The following is a 16417-nucleotide window of genomic DNA, read 5'->3' as shown; positions in this document are numbered from 1 at the left end:
CTATAAATACCCCTCTCTTTTGAAATAAGCGATGACCTGGCGGTACACTTGGCGTTTAAAGGGAACGATTTTTTCAAGCAAATCCTTAAGATGAATGAATCGATAAGCCCTAAATTCTGGCGTGTGTTTATTCAAATCAATGTTGTTAGCATGCTTTAGGCGCACTAAAAAATAGCGTTGCTTTTGCCCGTCAAACGCATAGAATTTATGCTCCATGTTGCTTGGGAAATCATAGGCGATCCATCTGGGGTATTGCGCTAAAATCTCTATTTCATTCGTGCCAATTTCTTCTAATAATTCCCTATAAAGCGCTTCTAAAGGGGTCTCGCCCTCATCAATGCCTCCTTGGGGGAACTGCCACGCCCCTTCAATATCTATGCGCTCGGCGATAAAAACTTCGCATGCGTTAGGGTAGTCTGGCGACATGATAATGGCCGCAACATTAGGACGATATTTTTTATGTAGCATAGGTCTTTATTTTAGCTCTTTCTTGTTTGATTAAGATGATATTATAGTGTATGCTGGCTTTAAGTAGGGTTAAGAATGCCATTAAAATCAAAAATTAAAAAAAAGGGCTTGAAACTCATTTTAATAGCGCCCCAATAGCGCTATTAAAAATAAGAGAATTTATTTGAGAGTGGGGATGTATTTGGCTAAAGCTTTGATGTCTTCATCGCTTAATTTTTTAGCTTGCGCGGTCATGACAGGATTTTTGTTGGCACCGTTTTTAAAATCCATAAGCTCTTTTTCAATTTCCGCTTCACTCATCATGTTGACAATTTTGCTTTTGCCTAAAGCTTTTTTTTCAAATTTAACCCCATGGCAAGCGACACAGCCTTTTGCAAGAGCTTTAACATCTGTTGCCATTAAAGCGTTTGCGAACGCTAAAACGCCTAAAGCCATAATAACCTTTTTCATAGTGTGTCTCCTCATGCTTATCAAAATAATCTTAAAATGATACAATTACAAGTTTAAGTTTCGCTTAAAATGAAATGAAAATGAGAGAAATAAATATGATTTTATACATTCATATCCCCTTTTGTGAAAATAAATGCGGTTATTGCGCTTTCAATTCCTATGAAAATAAGCATGGGCTAAAAGAAGAATACATTCAAGCGCTATGCCTGGATTTAAAGCATGCCTTAAGCCAAACTGATGAACCCATTGAGAGCGTTTTTATTGGCGGCGGCACGCCCAACACTTTGAGCGTGGAGTCTTTTGAAAGGATTTTTGAAAGCATTCATCGCAATGCAAACTTGAGCATGGATTGTGAGATCACCACTGAAGCCAACCCCGAATTGATTTCTAAAGCTTGGTGTCAAGGCTTAAAAGATTTAGGGATCAACCGCTTGAGTTTAGGGGTGCAAAGTTTTAGAGAGGATAAATTATTGTTTTTAGAGCGCCAGCATTCCAAAAATATCGCTCCTGTAATAGAAACTATTTTAAAAAGCGGGATTGAAAATGTCAGCATTGATTTGATTTATAACACCCCATTAGACAATGAAAACTCTCTAAAAGAAGAACTAAAGCTCGCTAAAGAACTCCCTATCAACCACTTGAGCGCTTATGCTTTGAGCATTGAAAAAAACACGAATTTAGAAAAAAACGCCAAAAAACCCTCATGCACCCATTTTGACAATATAATAAAAGAGGTTTTAGAGGGCTTTTCTTTCAAGCAATACGAAGTGTCTAATTACGCTAGAAATTATCAAGTCAAGCACCATTTAGCTTACTGGGGGGCTAAAGATTATTTAGGGTGCGGGGCTGGGGCTGTAGGCTGCGTGGCGAATGAGCGTTTTTATGCGAAAAAACTCATAGAAAACTACATCAAAGACCCCCTAAAACGCCAAGTTGAGACGCTTAATAAACAAGACAAGCGCTTAGAAAAGCTGTTTTTAGGCCTAAGGTGCGCGCTGGGGGTTGAGCTTAGTTTCTTAGATGAAAATAAAGTAAGGTTTTTGATTGAAGAAAACAAGGCTTTCATTAAAAATAACCGATTGGTAGCGAGCGATTTTTTCATGGCCGATGAAATGGCTTTGTGGCTGTTGTAAGGCTCTGCTTAATCAAGCGTTAATAAAACGCTAAAAAGCGTTTCTTAATTAATGCCTACAAAATTTTTAGCCAAAAGCCAACCAATGGCTACCCCAATAAGCCCTAAAATGTTAGTGCCTAAGGCATAGGAAACGGCTTCAATGTATTGGGATTTTTGCAAGAGTTTTAAAGTGTCTAACCCATAAGAAGAAAAGGTCGTAAAACCCCCTAAAACCCCAGTTACAAAGAAAATCCCAAAATCATCACCAAAAACCTTTTTAACAGCCAAATGCCCCATAAAGCCGATGACAAAACACCCTATGATATTCACGCTAAAAGTCCCTAAAGGAAAACTTTCAAACATTAAAAATTTACTGGGCATCATTTTGCCCACAAAATACCTTAACGAACTCCCTATAGCCCCCCCTAAAGCGGCCCATAAAAAGACAAAATTCATGCATCATCCTTTAAAAAATAGCTGAGAGCATTATAATGAGATGTTTTTAACATTCCTTAATTCTCAAACTTAAAGCCAACTCTAAACACGCTTCTAAGGAAGGCTTTTTGGCAATATAGCTTGGAATGCCTTGTTCTTGTAAATAAAGAGCGGTCGTGTTGCCAATGCTTATAGCGGTGTAATTTTCTAAAAATTCAAAATAGTGCAAGAAAGCTTTTGCATGGCTTATAGCGGTAAAAATAAGAACGCTCTTTTCTTTGGGTTTTAGGGCGTTTCGTTCGCTTAAGGTCAAATGTTTGAGCTTGCTTTCATAAACAACGGCTTGTTTGAAATCAATGCCATGCTCTAAAAGAATGGTGTCTAAAGAAGAGGCAATCTCTTTTGCCCTGAGATATAAAACGCTTTTTTTTTCCAATAAAGGAAGGATTTCTTTAGCGAACCCTTTGCCATGGGCTTTTTTCCCTATAAAGGCGGTTTTAAAATGGTGATCTTGTAAAGTTTTTGCGGTGGGTTCGCTCAAAGCGTAAGCAGGAATGTTTTGTAAAATTTTGAGTTTGGGGCTGTTTTTTAGAGTTTCTAGCAAGGAAAACACCGCATTTTTAGAAGTGAAAATAAGAGCGTTAAAAGGGGTTGGATCTAATTCTAAGGGATAGTAGCACAATTCATTTAAAATGAGAGTCTTATAAGGGGCGATTCTTTGAGAATGCACCCATACAACCTCCCTCATGCCTAGTTTTTTTTATCTTTTTTGTCGCAAGTGTCATCATAGACCATTCTAAAGCCGTATTTTTCAAAATCATAGACATTGCCCTCTAAATAATAGGGCGTATAGCCTAATTCATGCATGCTTTTAGCCGCATCTAAAGCCCTGCGGCCAGCCCTACAATGGAGCAACACTTTTTTATCTTGGTGCTTAGATAAAAAATCAGCGAGCTTTTCTTGGTCATTGACGCTAATGAGCGTAGCGTTAGGCAAATGCAATTCTTCATATTCGTCCAATTCGCGCACATCTACGACAATAAAATCATTGAAATTGACTTCTTCTAAACTGATTGCATAATCTTCAAGCATGTTTATCCTTAATTTTTAAAGTTAGGTTATGTTACAATGATTTGATAAATAGGAATGTTTAAGGAGCGTGTGTGGAAGAAAATTATGATGCTTTTTTTACCGAAGCGAGTGGGTTTTTAAACGAGCGGATTTTTAAGGATTATTTACGCCGTTTGGCTTATGGCATTGATGCGTCATGTTATCGTTATATCCCTAAAATAGTCGCTTGGGTGAAAGATGAAGAAGAAGTCCAAAAGCTTTGTGTTTTAGCACAAAAACACAGCGTAACTCTGACTTTTAGAGCGGCTGGGAGTTCCTTATCAGGGCAAGCGGTCTGTGATGGGGTGCTGGTGGTGGTTGCGCATTTTTTCAAAGACGCTAAAATTTTAGACAACGCTACAAGCATTCAGCTCTCATGCGGAGTCATAGGAAGCAACGCGAACGCTTTATTGAAACCTTATCATAAAAAAATAGGCCCGGATCCCTCTACGATAAACACCGCTATGATAGGGGGGATTGTCGCTAATAACGCTAGCGGGATGTGTTGTGGGGTGGAGCAAAACAGCTACAAAACCCTAAAATCCTTAAGAGTGATTTTAGCTGATGGCACGCTTTTAGACACGGCCAATCATAAGAGCGTTGAGAATTTCAAAAACGCGCGTAAAGATTTGATTGAAGGGGTTTTGAATTTAAGAAAAGAGATTTTAGAAGACAAAGAATTGCATGCTCTAATTAAGAAAAAATACGAGATCAAAAACACCACCGGCTATAGCTTAAACGCTCTCATTGATTTTGAAGATCCGATTGAAATCATTAGCCATTTGTTCATAGGCTCTGAGGGGACTTTAGGCTTTATTTCAAGCGTGGAATTAGAATGCGTGAAAGACTACGCTTACAAAACTTGCGCGTTATTGTTTTATGAAAATTTAGAGTCATGCGCCAAAGCCGCTCAAATTCTAGCCGTTTTAAAAGCCAAACAACCTGAAATGATTTCTTCAGCAGAGCTTATGGATTATGCGTGCTTAAAAAGCGTGAAAGGTTTGGAGGGCATGCCTAGAGTGATTTTAGAAATCAAAGAGCCTAACGCATGCTTACTCATTCAAAGCGAAAGCGATGATCCTTTAATTTTAGAAAACAACATGCAAACGATTTTAAACGCCTTGAATGCGATACCGGTCGTTTTAGATTCTCAAATCAGCAGTGATCCTAATGTTTATCAATCATGGTGGAAGATCAGAAAAGGCATTTTCCCTATCGCAGCGTCAAAAAGGAAAAGCCAAAGCTCTGTGATCATTGAAGACATCTGCTTCAGTCAAGAAAATTTTGTAGAGGGGGCAAAAGCGATTGAGGGGCTTTTAAAAAAACATGGCTTTAAGGATAATGGCATTATTTTTGGGCATGCGTTAAGCGGGAATTTGCACTTTGTCGTTACGCCGATTTTAGAAAATGAAGCTGAAGGGAAGGCGTTTGAAAATTTAGTTTCTGACATGTTTTTAATGGTGAGCAAAAGCTCTGGCTCTATTAAAGCCGAGCATGGCACAGGCAGGATGGTAGCCCCTTTTGTGGAAATGGAGTGGGGAGAAAAAGCCTATAAAATCCATAAACAAATCAAAGAATTGTTTGATCCTAATGGCCTTTTAAACCCTGATGTGATCATCACAAACGATAAAGAAATCCACACTAAAAATTTAAAGAGCATTTACCCTATTGAAGAGCATTTGGACATGTGCATGGAATGCGGGTTTTGTGAAAGGATTTGCCCCAGTAAAGATTTATCTTTAACGCCACGACAACGAATCGTTATCCACAGAGAGGTAGAGCGCTTAAAAGAAAGGGTCAGTCATGGTCATAATGAAGATCAAGTTTTATTAGATGAGCTTTTAAAAGAGTCTGAATATTTAGCGCACGCCACTTGTGCGGTGTGCCATATGTGTTCTACCCTATGCCCTTTAAAAATTGATACCGGGAGCATCGCCCTAAATCATTATCAAAAAAACCCTAAAGGCGAAAAGATTGCTTCAAAGATCCTTAATCACATGCAAACAACCACAAGCATGGCTCGTTTTTCTTTAAAAAGCGCTCGCTTAGTTCAAAACCTCATAGGCTCTCACAACTTAGTGAGCCTAACCAAAGGGATTAAAAAGTTCATCAAACCCTTCCCTAAAGCCTTTCATTACATGCCCAAAAACAACGCCTATCCTTTAGAAAATAAAACGCTTAAGAGCGAAGAAAAAGTCATTTATTTCAGCACCTGCATCAACCGCTCGTTTGCTCCATCAACCAAAATGGCGGATAAAAGATGCATTCAAGAAGTGTTTGAATCCTTATGCCAAAAAGCCAAGGTTTCTGTGGTGTATCCTAATGGATTGGATGCGCTTTGTTGCGGGAAAGCCTTTATCAATTACACCGACTTAACCAAGCAGAACAACGAAAAAAACCATGCGATTTTTTTACAATTAAGCGATAACGGCAAGATACCGATCGTTTTAGACCATAGCGCATGTTCGACGCATTTTTTCAAGCAAATGAAAGCTTATAAGGATTTGAAAGTCTATGATTTGAGCGTCTATATTGAAGAAGTTCTAAGCCCTAAATTAAAATTCAACCCCATTAACGAAGACATAGGGCTATACACGATGTGCGCTTTAAAGTTAGAAAATAAAGAAGAGTTGTTATTCAATTTGGCTAAAAAATGCACTTTAGGCGAGATTGTTATCCACAAAGAGACGGGTTGTTGCGGCTTTGCGGGGAATAAGGGCTTTTTTACCCCTGAATTGAACGAGAGCGCTTTAAACGGCTTTCAAGCGTTTTACCAATCCTATGATCTTAAAAGGGGCTTTTCCACTTCTAGCACTTGCGAGATCGGTTTGAGTGAAAAAACCCGATTTGCTTGGCAGCATATCGCTTATTTAGTGGATGCTTGCACGCTTTAATGGTGTATAATTAAAGACTTTCTTTAAAGGGTAAAGGCATTGGATAACACTCTCAAACACCTTGCCATTATTATGGATGGTAATGGCAGGTGGGCTAAATTAAAGAATAAAGCTAGGGCTTATGGGCATAAAAAGGGCGTAAAAACCCTTAAAGACATCACGATCTGGTGCGCTAACCATAAGCTAGAATGCTTGACTTTATACGCTTTTTCTACGGAAAATTGGAAACGCCCTAAAAGTGAAGTGGATTTTTTGATGAAAATGCTTAAAAAATACCTTAAAGATGAGCGATCCACTTATTTGGATAATAACATACGCTTCAGGGCGATAGGGGATTTAGAGGGCTTTTCTCAAGAATTGAGAGACACGATCTTGCAGCTTGAAAACGATACCAGGCATTTTAAGGATTTTACGCAAGTTTTAGCTCTCAATTACGGATCTAAAAACGAACTTTCAAGGGCGTTTAAAAGCTTGCTAGAAAGCCCGCCTAGCCATATAAACCCTTTAGAAAGCTTAGAAAATGAAATTTCTAATCGTTTAGACACGCGCGATTTGCCGGAAGTGGATTTGTTGTTACGAACAGGGGGGGAAATGCGCTTGTCTAATTTTTTATTGTGGCAGTCCAGCTATGCGGAATTGTTTTTCACGCCGATTTTATGGCCTGATTTCACCCCTAAAGATTTAGAAAATATCATTAGCGATTTTTACAAAAGAGTGCGCAAATTCGGGGAATTAAAATGCTAGTAGAAATAGAGAATTTGACTAAAACCTATGGGAGTTTAAAAGCGTTAGACAATATCAATTTGAAACTGCCCAAACAGCAATTTATAGGGCTTTTAGGCCCTAATGGGGCGGGTAAAACCACTCTGTTAAAGATTTTAGCCGGATTGAATTTGAACTATCAAGGGGAAGTAAAAATTTTAAATCAAAAGATCGGCATAGAGACTAAAAAAAGCGTGGCGTTTTTAAGCGATGGCGATTTTTTAGATCCTAAATTAACGCCTTTAAAAGCGATCGCTTTTTACAAGGATTTTTTCAGCGATTTTGATTCATCAAAAGCCCTAGATTTACTCAAACGCTTCAGCGTGCCTTTAAAAAGAGAGTTTAAAGCCCTTTCAAAAGGCATGAGGGAAAAATTACAGCTGATTTTAACCCTATCACGAAACGCTTCTTTATATCTTTTTGATGAGCCGGTGGCTGGGATTGACCCTATTGCAAGAGAAGAGATTTTTGAGTTAATCGCTAAGGAGTTTAGCCAAAACGCAAGTTTGCTAGTCTCTACGCATTTGGTGGTGGATGTGGAAAAGTATTTAGACAGCGCGATTTTTTTAAAAGAAGCTAAAGTGGTGGCTTTTGGGGGTGTGGGAGAATTGAAAAAAGGGTATAGCAGTTTGGAAGCGGCGTATAAAGAAAGGTTGAAATAAATCAGTAAAGGATTTCCTATTGAGTGATAATATTTTAAGAAATACTAAAAGCGTTTTTTATAATAAAATATAAAAGATTTTGACGCTAGTTAAATGATAACTTCTTAAAAAAGCGCTCTTTAGGGTTAGGGGGTTTAGTTTGGGGTTGTAGGGGGAATGAGTTTTACTATTAAAAATAAAATCTAAATTCATGTCTAATCATAACAGATGGCTTGATTGCTAAAGATTGTATGGTTGCAGATGAAGCTTAAGATTGAATTGCGAGTTATCGCTTTGTTGGTGGTGAGATCTTTAGAAAAAATCTTTTTAGTAATATTTATGTTGGGTTTTGGTTTCGTTGAGTTTAGGTTTCATTAAGTTTAATGGGGTATTAAAATTAGAGATGGCTAGAATTTTTGTCTTATTGTTTTTGGTAGAATAATAATTTCTCACAAGGAATTACACATGGATAATATTTGGTTTCAGTATAAAATTGGCAAGCAACTAGATGGATTAGAAATTGAAGATTCTTTATGTCTTTCTTTATTTAAATCTCTTGAAAATTGTATTAAGTTTAAAAAACTTAGCAATATTGGATTAAAAGAAGCAGAAGTTAAAAGAGATACTGAAATTTTAAGAGAAAAAAATCTTAAAGAACAGCGTAGGCAAAAAGAAGAGCAAGAAAAAAAATCTCAAGAGAATTTTCAAAAGTTTTTAGAATTTTGCAAACAACAAAATCGTGTTCTTAAAAAATTTGATAACACCAATTTTTCGTTTGAATGCGATGAGCCGGCTACAAAAAAGCCCTTAGAAAACCCTACAAACAACATTCTTAACTCCAATCATCAAAATACACAGCCACAAAACAATACTAAAATGTTTGATTATTTTGATAATCCTATGTTTAGGTATTGAAGTGAAAAAAGCATTATCCATAACAAGTAAAATAACTCTTTGGTTATTGGCGCTTTTAGGTGTTTATGCTTTAGTGATCTTTGTTGCACTTAAAACCTATTATCAAAATAAAGGCTATAGTATTTTAACATTTGGAGTAATTATAATGACAGAAGAAACCTATGAAGCCTATCTTGATACGAATATTAAACAATTGGAAGAGATAAGAAATCAAAAGCTTAATAAAGCATTGGAATTGTGCAAACAATCAGGTCTTGTTCTCAGAAAGTTTGACGGCAAAAATTTTTCATTTAAATGCGATAAAACCAATCGCTCCAATAATCCTAACGAAAAGATAGATCCTTAGAATTTGAATTTTTTCTAAAAGATTAAGAGCAAAAAATTAGAAATTTGAACGCAATTGAAACCTTAACGCCCATACCCACGACTATAACTTCTCTCGTTTTCTATTTTTTGATTGTGTTTTTTATGCTGTATAGTTTTGCATGGAATTTCTTTAAAATTTAAGTATAATTGTAAGCATCGCCTAGATGATTCGTGTTTCTTATTGATGGCAAGTTCGTTGAAAAAATAAGTTAGGCTAAGGTAGTGGTTTTTGTGTGATGGCATTTTTTAAATCTGCCCCTAAGAAAATCCTCCTAGCCTTATTAGTGTAGGTTTGTTGAACTTATGCGCATGTAAAAGTAGCGGTCATCTGGGTTTTAAACGACCGCATTTTAGGGAAGACATGAAAGATAACAACAGCTATAATGTTTTAATTGTGGGGAATAAGGGGCGAGAGTATGCTTTGGCTCAAAGGCTTCAGCAAGATGAGCGAGTGAATGCTTTGTATTTTTGTTTGGGTAATGGTGGCACTCAAGATTTAGGCGAGAATCTGGAATGCGAACATTACGAGCATATCGTGGAATTAGCCCTGAAAAAGCAGATCCATTTAGCCATCATTTCAGAAGAAGAGCTTTTGATTTTAGGGCTTACAGAGATGCTAGAAAAAGCGGGGATTTTAGTGTTTGGGGCTTCTAAAGAAGCGGCTAAGTTAGAGGTTTCTAAAAGCTATATGAAGGCTTTTGTTAAAGAGTGCGGTATCAAAAGCGCGTCTTACTTTGAAACAAACGATTTAAAAGAAGCTCTCAATTACATTCAAAACGCTTCCTTCCCTTTAGTGATTAAAGCGTTGAATAAAAACACAAGCATTGTCCATCAACAAGAAGAAGCGATAAAAATCCTTGAAGACGCTTTCAAACAGAGCAATGAGCCTGTGATCATAGAGCCTTTTTTAGAGGGGTTTGAGCTTTCAGTTACAGCGCTCATAGCCAATGATGATTTTATCTTGTTGCCCTTTTGCCAAAACTACAAACGCTTATTAGAGGGGGATAACGGGGTCAATACAGGAGGTATGGGGGCCATCGCTCCTGCAAACTTTTTCTCTAATGAATTAGAAGAGAAAATAAAAAATCATATCTTTAAACCCACTTTAGAGAAACTTCAGGCTGACAACACGCCTTTTAAAGGGGTTTTACTCGCTGAAATTGTAATCATAGAAGAAAAGGGCGTTTTAGAGCCGTATTTATTGGATTTTAGCGTGCGTTTTAAAGATATTGAATGCCAGACGATTTTACCCCTTTTAGAAAGCTCGCTTTTAGATTTGTGTTTGGCCACAGCCAAAGGGGAATTACATTCTCTTGAATTGGTGTTTTCTAAAGAATTTGTGATGAGTGTGGCGCTTGTTTCTAGGAATTACCCCACTAGCTCTTCGCCCAAGCAAACCCTTTATATTGATCCGGTTGATGAAAAAAAGGGTCATTTGATTTTAGGGGAGGTGGAGCAGGATAATGGCGTGTTTGAAAGCAGTGGGGGGAGGGTGATCTTTGCCATTGGCAGAGGAAAATCCTTATTAGAAGCCAGAAATCATGCTTATGAAATCGCTCAAAAGGTGCATTTTGAAGGCATGTTTTATCGCAAGGATATTGGTTTTAAGGTGTTAGATTTGAAAGAATATTCTTAAAGGTTAAAGTTTAAGACAAACCAAAGAGTTTGTCTTGTTTGTTTTTGAATGCACTCTCCAAATTTAGAAAAAGAAGAAACCGAAATCATAGAAACACTCCTTATGCGTGAAAAAATGCGTTTATGCCCCTTGTATTGGCGCATCTTAGCGTTTTTAACCGATGGTTTGTTAGTGGCGTTTTTATTGAGCGATCTTTTAGACGCATGCGATTTTTTGCATTCTTTATATTGGCTAGCTAACCCCATTTATTACAGCGTGTTTGTCATAGTGAGTTTTATCATCTTGTATGGCGTTTATGAAATCTTTTTTGTGTGTTTGTGCAAGATGAGTTTGGCTAAACTGGTTTTTAGGATTAAGATCATTGATATTTATTTAGCAGATTGCCCCAGTAGGGCTATTTTATTGAAGCGTTTAGGGTTAAAGATCGTGGTTTTTCTATGCCCCTTTTTATGGTTTGGGGTGTTTAAAAATCCCTATCATAGGGCGTGGCATGAAGAAAAAAGCAAAAGTCTTTTGGTGTTGTTTTAATCATGATTTATTGGTTGTATTTGGCGGTCTTTTTTTTGTTGGGTGCATTAGAGGCTAAAGAAATCGCTATGCAACGATTTGACAAACAAAACCATAAGATTTTTGAAATCCTTGCGGATAAAGTGAGCGCTAAAGACAATGTGATAACCGCATCAGGGAATGCGATCTTATTGAATTATGATGTGTATATTTTAGCGGACAAGGTGCGTTATGATACCAAGACTAAAGAAGCGTTATTAGAGGGGAATATCAAGGTTTATAGGGGCGAGGGCTTACTCGTTAAAACCGATTATGTGAAATTGAGCTTGAATGAAAAATATGAAATCATTTTCCCCTTTTATGTCCAAGACAGCGTGAGCGGGATTTGGGTGAGCGCGGATATTGCTAGCGGGAAGGATCAAAAATATAAGGTGAAAAACATGAGCGCTTCAGGGTGTAGCATTGATAACCCCATTTGGCATGTCAATGCGACTTCAGGCTCATTCAACATGCAAAAATCGCATTTGTCTATGTGGAATCCTAAGATCTATGTCGGTGATATTCCTGTATTGTATTTGCCCTATATTTTCATGTCCACTAGCAATAAAAGAACGACCGGGTTTTTATACCCTGAGTTTGGTACTTCCAACTTAGACGGCTTTATTTATTTGCAACCCTTTTATTTAGCCCCCAAAAACTCATGGGATATGACCTTTACCCCACAAATCCGCTATAAAAGGGGTTTTGGCTTGAATTTTGAAGCGCGCTACATCAACTCTAAAAACGACAGGTTTTTATTCAACGCGCGCTATTTTAGGAATTACACTCAATACGTCAAACGCTATGATTTGAGGAATCAAAATATCTATGGGTTTGAATTTTTAAGCTCTAGCAGGGACACTCTACAAAAATACTTTCATCTTAAGTCTAATATTGACAACGGGCATTACATTGACTTTTTATACATGAACGATTTGGACTATGTGCGTTTTGAAAAGGTTAATAAGCGTATCACAGACGCCACGCACATGTCTAGGGCGAATTACTATTTGCAAACAGAAAATCATTATTACGGCTTGAATATCAAGTATTTTTTAAACCTGAATAAAATCAACAATAACCGCACTTTCCAATCTGTCCCTAATTTGCAATACCATAAATATTTAAATTCTTTGTATTTTAGAAATTTGTTGTATTCGGTGGATTATCAGTTTAGAAACACCGCAAGAGAGATTGGTTATGGCTATGTGCAAAACGCTTTGAACGTGCCGGTGGGCTTGCAATTTTCTTTGTTTAAAAAGTATTTGTCTATAGGGCTTTGGAACGATCTCCAACTGTCTAATGTGGCTTTAATGCAATCTAAAAATTCCTTCGTGCCTACGATCCCTAATGAATCAAGGGAATTTGGGAACTTTGTGTCTTCAAATTTTTCCATGTATGTCAATACGGATTTAGCCAGAGAATACAACAAGCTTTTCCACACGATCCAACTAGAAGCGATTTTCAACATCCCTTATTACACCTTTAAAAACGGCTTATTTTCTCAAAACATGTATGCTTTAAGCACGCAAGCCTTAAACAGCTACACTTCGCCTTTATTGAGAGATTATGATTATCAAGGGCGTTTGTATGACTCCGTGTGGAATCCTAGCAGCATTTTACCTAGCAATGCGAGCAATAAGACGGTGGATTTAACCCTAACGCAATACCTTTATGGCTTAGGGGGGCAAGAGTTATTGTATTTTAAAATATCGCAACTCATCAATCTTGATGATAAAGTTTCGCCCTTTAGAATGCCATTAGAGAGCAAGATCGGGTTTTCGCCCTTAACAGGATTGAATATCTTTGGGAATGTCTTTTATTCGTTTTATCAAAACCGCTTAGAAGAAATCTCCGTGAACGCCAATTACCAACGCAAGTTTTTAAGCTTTAACCTCTCCTATTTTTTAAAAAACAATTTTAGCAGTGGGATTAATAGCATTGTAGAAAATCCTGCGGATTATTTAAAGGCGGGTTTTAGCAACGACTTTGGTTATTTTTCCATGAGCGCGGATGTGGGTTATGATATTAGAAATAATGTGATCTTAAACTGGAATGTGGGGATTTATAAAAAAATCCGTTGTTTTGGGATTGGCTTTCAATTCGTCAACCAACGACGCCCTATCCTCACCGGCGATCCCAACCAACCTATAAGAGTGTTTGAAAATAACTATGTTAAGCTAGAATTAGACTTTTCACCGATCACTAAAACCAATGTAACTTACCGCTCCTTACAGCGTAAGTAAAAAAGGAATAGATTTGAATACGGACTTTAGCCATATCACCGATATAGAGGGCATGCGTTTTATCAATGAAGAAGACGCTTTGAACAAATTGATTAATGAAATCCACACGCGCCACATTGATTTAAAAGATTCCATCATGCTCGCTTTGAGTTTTAACGCTTTGTATTTGGCTAACGCTTTAGCGCAAAAATTTGGAGCGACTTATGATATACTTTTTTTAGAACCTATCCTAGCCCCTTTAAACTCAAAATGCGAGATCGCTTTGGTGAGTGAGAGCATGGATATAGTGATGAATGAAAGTTTGATCAATTCCTTTGACATCACTTTAGACTATGTTTATGGGGAAGCCAAGCGAGCTTATGAAGAAGACATTTTGTCTCACATCTATCAGTATCGCAAAGGCAATGCGATCAAAAGCTTAAAAGATAAAAATATTTTTATCGTAGATAGGGGGATTGAAACCGGGTTTAGAGCAGGGTTAGGCGTGCAAACTTGCTTGAAAAAAGAATGCCAAGACATTTATATTTTAACCCCCATTCTTGCGCAAAATGTCGCTCAAGGCTTAGAAAGTTTGTGCGATGGGGTGATTAGCGTGTATCGCCCTGAATGTTTTGTCTCTGTGGAGCATCATTATAAAGAACTCAAGCGATTAAGCAATGAAGAAATTGAAAAATACTTGGGCGCTAACAACGCGCCCAATTTAAAAAAGGAACATTAAATATGGATTTTATCACCATCAATTCTAGTAACAAAACCGAAGAGTTCGCTCTCAAACAAGTGGCCAAACAAGCCACCAGCTCTCTTTTATATCGCTTAGGAAAAACCATCATTTTAGCGAGCGTGTGCACAGAAAGAGAGCCTGTGAGTGAAGATTTTCTGCCTTTAGTGGTGCAGTTTTTAGAAAAATCTTATGCAGCCGGAAAGATCCCGGGCGGTTTTGTTAAAAGAGAAGGCAGGGCGCAAGATTTTGAAATCTTAACCTCTAGGCTTATAGACAGGACTTTACGCCCTTTATTCCCTAAAGACTACCGCTACCCTACGCAGATCACTTTAATGGTTTTAAGCCATGATATTGAAAATGACTTGCAGGTTTCTGCTTTAAACGCCGCTTCAGCCGCTCTTTTTTTATCCCATATCGCTCCCATTAAAAGCGTGAGCGCTTGCAGGATCGCTAGGGTGGATAACGAATTTATCATTAACCCTAACACAAGCCTTTTGAATCAATCCAGTTTGGATTTGTTCGTGTCAGGAACGAAAGAGAGTTTGAACATGATAGAAATGCGTTCTTTGGGGCAACAATTAAACGCTTTAGAAGAGCCTTTAATGCTAAAAGCTTTAGAATTGGCTCAAAAAAGTTTGAAAGAAACTTGCACGCTTTATGAAGAGATTTTCACGCCCCACCAAAACGAGCTGCTTTTTAAAGAGAGCCAAGCAATAGTCTTTAATGAAAGGCTGTTAGATTTATTGAAAAATCAGTATTTTGATGAAATCATCAAAGGCATTGAAAGTTCTGCTTTGAGCGAGCGAGAAAATGTTTTCAATGAAATTGCCAGAAAAATCAGTGAAGCCCACTCAGAATTCAGTTTAGAAGAAATTGAATTATCTTTAGAAAAAGTGAAAAAAACTGAGATAAGACGCATGATCATTAAGAATAAAATCCGCCCGGATAAGCGCGCGTTAGAAGAAGTGCGACCCATTTTGATAGAGAGCGATTTGCTCCCTATGGCGCATAGCTCCATTTTATTCACTAGGGGGCAAACGCAAAGCTTAGTGGTAGGGGTTTTAGGCACGGATAATGACGCTCAAACCCATGAGAGTTTGGAGCATAAAGCCCCTATTAAAGAGCGCTTCATGTTTCATTACAATTTCCCTCCTTTTTGCGTGGGCGAAGCGAGTTCTATTGGCGCGACTTCAAGGCGCGAATTAGGGCATGGGAATTTGGCTAAAAGAGCCTTAGAAACGAGCATTAAAAATAAAGAGCAGGTGATACGATTGGTTTCTGAGATTTTAGAAAGCAATGGTTCAAGCTCAATGGCGAGCGTGTGCGCAGGCTCTTTAGCCCTTTATGCAAGCGGTGTGGAAATTTATGATCTAGTCGCTGGGGTGGCTATGGGCATGGTGAGCGAAGGGCAAGATCACGCTATTTTAAGCGATATTAGCGGCTTAGAAGACGCAGAAGGCGATATGGATTTTAAGATTGCTGGGAATTTAGAAGGCATTACGGCTATGCAAATGGATACCAAAATGAGCGGTATCAAGCTAGAAATTTTATACCAAGCCTTACTCCAAGCTAAAGAAGCGCGGAAACATATTTTAAAAATCATGCATGAAGCGAAAGAAAAGATTGTGATCAATTTTTCCCATTTGCCCACGACTGAAATTTTTAATGTCGCGCCCGATAAAATTGTAGAAATTATCGGTCAAGGGGGGCGTGTGATTAAAGAGATAGTGGAAAAGTTTGAAGCTAAAATTGATTTGAATAAACCGAGCGGTGAAGTGAAAATCATGGGGAATAAAGAACGGGTTTTAAAGACTAAGGAATTTATTTTAAACTATTTGCATTCTTTAGATCAAGAATTGGAGCAATACGCTATTGATGAGGTGCTAGAAGCTCAAGTGAAACGAATCGTAGATTTTGGGGCGTTTTTAAGCTTGCCTAAGGGGGGCGAAGGCTTGTTGAGAAAACAACACATGGACAGGTGTCAAGTGGTTTTAAAAGAAGGCGATAGCATCAAATGTAGGGTGATTAGTTTCAATAAGGGTAAAATCGCTTTGGATTTGGCTTAAAATTTTAAAAAGCGTTTTTTAAAAGCGTTTTTAAGCTAGTTTGTATT

General features: G+C 37.8%; 16 protein-coding genes. 11 read left to right on the top strand and 5 right to left on the bottom strand.

Features of this window, described 5'->3' with window-relative positions; all coding sequences use genetic code 11:
• Nucleotides 1–468 carry an RNA pyrophosphohydrolase gene (locus HPOKI112_RS06280; RefSeq protein ID WP_025309969.1) on the bottom strand — a complete coding sequence of 156 codons (468 nt, stop codon included), beginning with the start codon at nt 466–468 and terminating at the stop codon, nt 1–3.
• A 159-nt stretch (nt 469–627) separates the two neighbouring features.
• Nucleotides 628–918 carry a c-type cytochrome gene (locus HPOKI112_RS06275; protein WP_025309968.1) on the bottom strand — a complete coding sequence of 97 codons (291 nt, stop codon included), beginning with the start codon at nt 916–918 and terminating at the stop codon, nt 628–630.
• 95 nt (nt 919–1013) lie between these two features.
• Between HPOKI112_RS06275 and hemW the strand changes: the two genes are divergently transcribed.
• Nucleotides 1014–2051, top strand: coding sequence for a radical SAM family heme chaperone HemW (gene hemW, locus HPOKI112_RS06270; RefSeq protein ID WP_025309967.1), 1038 nt, complete (start codon nt 1014–1016; stop codon nt 2049–2051).
• A 44-nt stretch (nt 2052–2095) separates the two neighbouring features.
• Here hemW and crcB read toward each other — a convergent pair whose 3' ends face one another.
• The 3 genes from crcB to HPOKI112_RS06255 are packed head-to-tail and all read right to left on the bottom strand — an operon-like array spanning nt 2096 to nt 3559.
• Nucleotides 2096–2488, bottom strand: coding sequence for a fluoride efflux transporter CrcB (crcB, locus tag HPOKI112_RS06265; protein ID WP_001011986.1), 393 nt, complete (start codon nt 2486–2488; stop codon nt 2096–2098).
• A gap of 46 nt (nt 2489–2534) precedes the next feature.
• Nucleotides 2535–3215 carry a uroporphyrinogen-III synthase gene (locus HPOKI112_RS06260; RefSeq protein ID WP_025277104.1) on the bottom strand — a complete coding sequence of 227 codons (681 nt, stop codon included), beginning with the start codon at nt 3213–3215 and terminating at the stop codon, nt 2535–2537.
• Nucleotides 3216–3217: 2 nt separating this feature from the next.
• Nucleotides 3218–3559 (bottom strand): rhodanese-like domain-containing protein, encoded by a 342-nt coding sequence (locus tag HPOKI112_RS06255; protein WP_024113682.1) that lies wholly within the window; start codon nt 3557–3559, stop codon nt 3218–3220.
• Nucleotides 3560–3630: 71 nt separating this feature from the next.
• On the opposite strand from HPOKI112_RS06255, the gene HPOKI112_RS06250 reads away from it, so the two are divergent.
• The 10 genes from HPOKI112_RS06250 (at nt 3631) to HPOKI112_RS06195 (ending at nt 16370) form a co-directional block, all read left to right on the top strand.
• Nucleotides 3631–6471, top strand: coding sequence for an FAD-binding and (Fe-S)-binding domain-containing protein (locus HPOKI112_RS06250; RefSeq protein WP_025277103.1), 2841 nt, complete (start codon nt 3631–3633; stop codon nt 6469–6471).
• Nucleotides 6472–6510: 39 nt separating this feature from the next.
• Entirely contained in the window at nt 6511–7215 is a 705-nt protein-coding gene (locus HPOKI112_RS06245; protein WP_025276303.1) for a di-trans,poly-cis-decaprenylcistransferase, read from the top strand.
• The gene (locus HPOKI112_RS06240) at nt 7209–7895 is read left to right on the top strand and encodes an ABC transporter ATP-binding protein (RefSeq protein ID WP_000959606.1); all 687 of its coding nucleotides are present in this window, start codon (nt 7209–7211) and stop codon (nt 7893–7895) included. The genes HPOKI112_RS06245 and HPOKI112_RS06240 overlap by 7 nt, the downstream gene beginning before the upstream one ends.
• Before the next feature lie 444 nt (nt 7896–8339).
• The gene (locus HPOKI112_RS06230) at nt 8340–8789 is read left to right on the top strand and encodes a hypothetical protein (protein ID WP_025276301.1); all 450 of its coding nucleotides are present in this window, start codon (nt 8340–8342) and stop codon (nt 8787–8789) included.
• A 1-nt stretch (nt 8790) separates the two neighbouring features.
• On the top strand, nt 8791–9135 hold the full coding sequence (locus HPOKI112_RS06225; RefSeq protein WP_025276300.1) for a hypothetical protein: 345 nt from the start codon (nt 8791–8793) through the stop codon (nt 9133–9135).
• 381 nt (nt 9136–9516) lie between these two features.
• The gene (gene purD, locus HPOKI112_RS06215) at nt 9517–10791 is read left to right on the top strand and encodes a phosphoribosylamine--glycine ligase (RefSeq protein WP_025309966.1); all 1275 of its coding nucleotides are present in this window, start codon (nt 9517–9519) and stop codon (nt 10789–10791) included.
• Nucleotides 10792–10839: 48 nt separating this feature from the next.
• Nucleotides 10840–11319: an RDD family protein gene (locus tag HPOKI112_RS06210; RefSeq protein ID WP_025276298.1), complete on the top strand. Its 480-nt coding sequence runs from the start codon at nt 10840–10842 to the stop codon at nt 11317–11319.
• A 2-nt stretch (nt 11320–11321) separates the two neighbouring features.
• Nucleotides 11322–13583, top strand: coding sequence for an LPS-assembly protein LptD (locus tag HPOKI112_RS06205; RefSeq protein ID WP_025276297.1), 2262 nt, complete (start codon nt 11322–11324; stop codon nt 13581–13583).
• A gap of 13 nt (nt 13584–13596) precedes the next feature.
• Nucleotides 13597–14301, top strand: coding sequence for a phosphoribosyltransferase (locus HPOKI112_RS06200; protein WP_001869148.1), 705 nt, complete (start codon nt 13597–13599; stop codon nt 14299–14301).
• Between the two features lie 2 nt (nt 14302–14303).
• The gene (locus HPOKI112_RS06195; protein WP_025309965.1) at nt 14304–16370 is read left to right on the top strand and encodes a polyribonucleotide nucleotidyltransferase; all 2067 of its coding nucleotides are present in this window, start codon (nt 14304–14306) and stop codon (nt 16368–16370) included.
• Nucleotides 16371–16417 lie beyond the last annotated feature (47 nt).

The organism is Helicobacter pylori oki112 (assembly GCF_000600085.1).
Taxonomy (GTDB): domain Bacteria; phylum Campylobacterota; class Campylobacteria; order Campylobacterales; family Helicobacteraceae; genus Helicobacter; species Helicobacter pylori_CY.
This window is presented reverse-complemented; position numbering and strand designations above follow the sequence as displayed.

Bases quoted from the DNA above. Each gene is read 5' to 3' on its own strand.
- HPOKI112_RS06230 (WP_025276301.1), top strand. From the start codon at position 8,340: ATGGATAATATTTGGTTTCAGTATAAAATTGGCAAGCAACTAGATGGA.
- crcB (WP_001011986.1), bottom strand. From the start codon at position 2,488: ATGAATTTTGTCTTTTTATGGGCCGCTTTAGGGGGGGCTATAGGGAGT.
- HPOKI112_RS06195 (WP_025309965.1), top strand. From the start codon at position 14,304: ATGGATTTTATCACCATCAATTCTAGTAACAAAACCGAAGAGTTCGCT.
- HPOKI112_RS06210 (WP_025276298.1), top strand. From the start codon at position 10,840: ATGCACTCTCCAAATTTAGAAAAAGAAGAAACCGAAATCATAGAAACA.
- HPOKI112_RS06280 (WP_025309969.1), bottom strand. From the start codon at position 468: ATGCTACATAAAAAATATCGTCCTAATGTTGCGGCCATTATCATGTCG.
- HPOKI112_RS06205 (WP_025276297.1), top strand. From the start codon at position 11,322: ATGATTTATTGGTTGTATTTGGCGGTCTTTTTTTTGTTGGGTGCATTA.
- HPOKI112_RS06260 (WP_025277104.1), bottom strand. From the start codon at position 3,215: ATGAGGGAGGTTGTATGGGTGCATTCTCAAAGAATCGCCCCTTATAAG.
- purD (WP_025309966.1), top strand. From the start codon at position 9,517: ATGAAAGATAACAACAGCTATAATGTTTTAATTGTGGGGAATAAGGGG.
- hemW (WP_025309967.1), top strand. From the start codon at position 1,014: ATGATTTTATACATTCATATCCCCTTTTGTGAAAATAAATGCGGTTAT.
- HPOKI112_RS06275 (WP_025309968.1), bottom strand. From the start codon at position 918: ATGAAAAAGGTTATTATGGCTTTAGGCGTTTTAGCGTTCGCAAACGCT.
- HPOKI112_RS06255 (WP_024113682.1), bottom strand. From the start codon at position 3,559: ATGCTTGAAGATTATGCAATCAGTTTAGAAGAAGTCAATTTCAATGAT.
- HPOKI112_RS06240 (WP_000959606.1), top strand. From the start codon at position 7,209: ATGCTAGTAGAAATAGAGAATTTGACTAAAACCTATGGGAGTTTAAAA.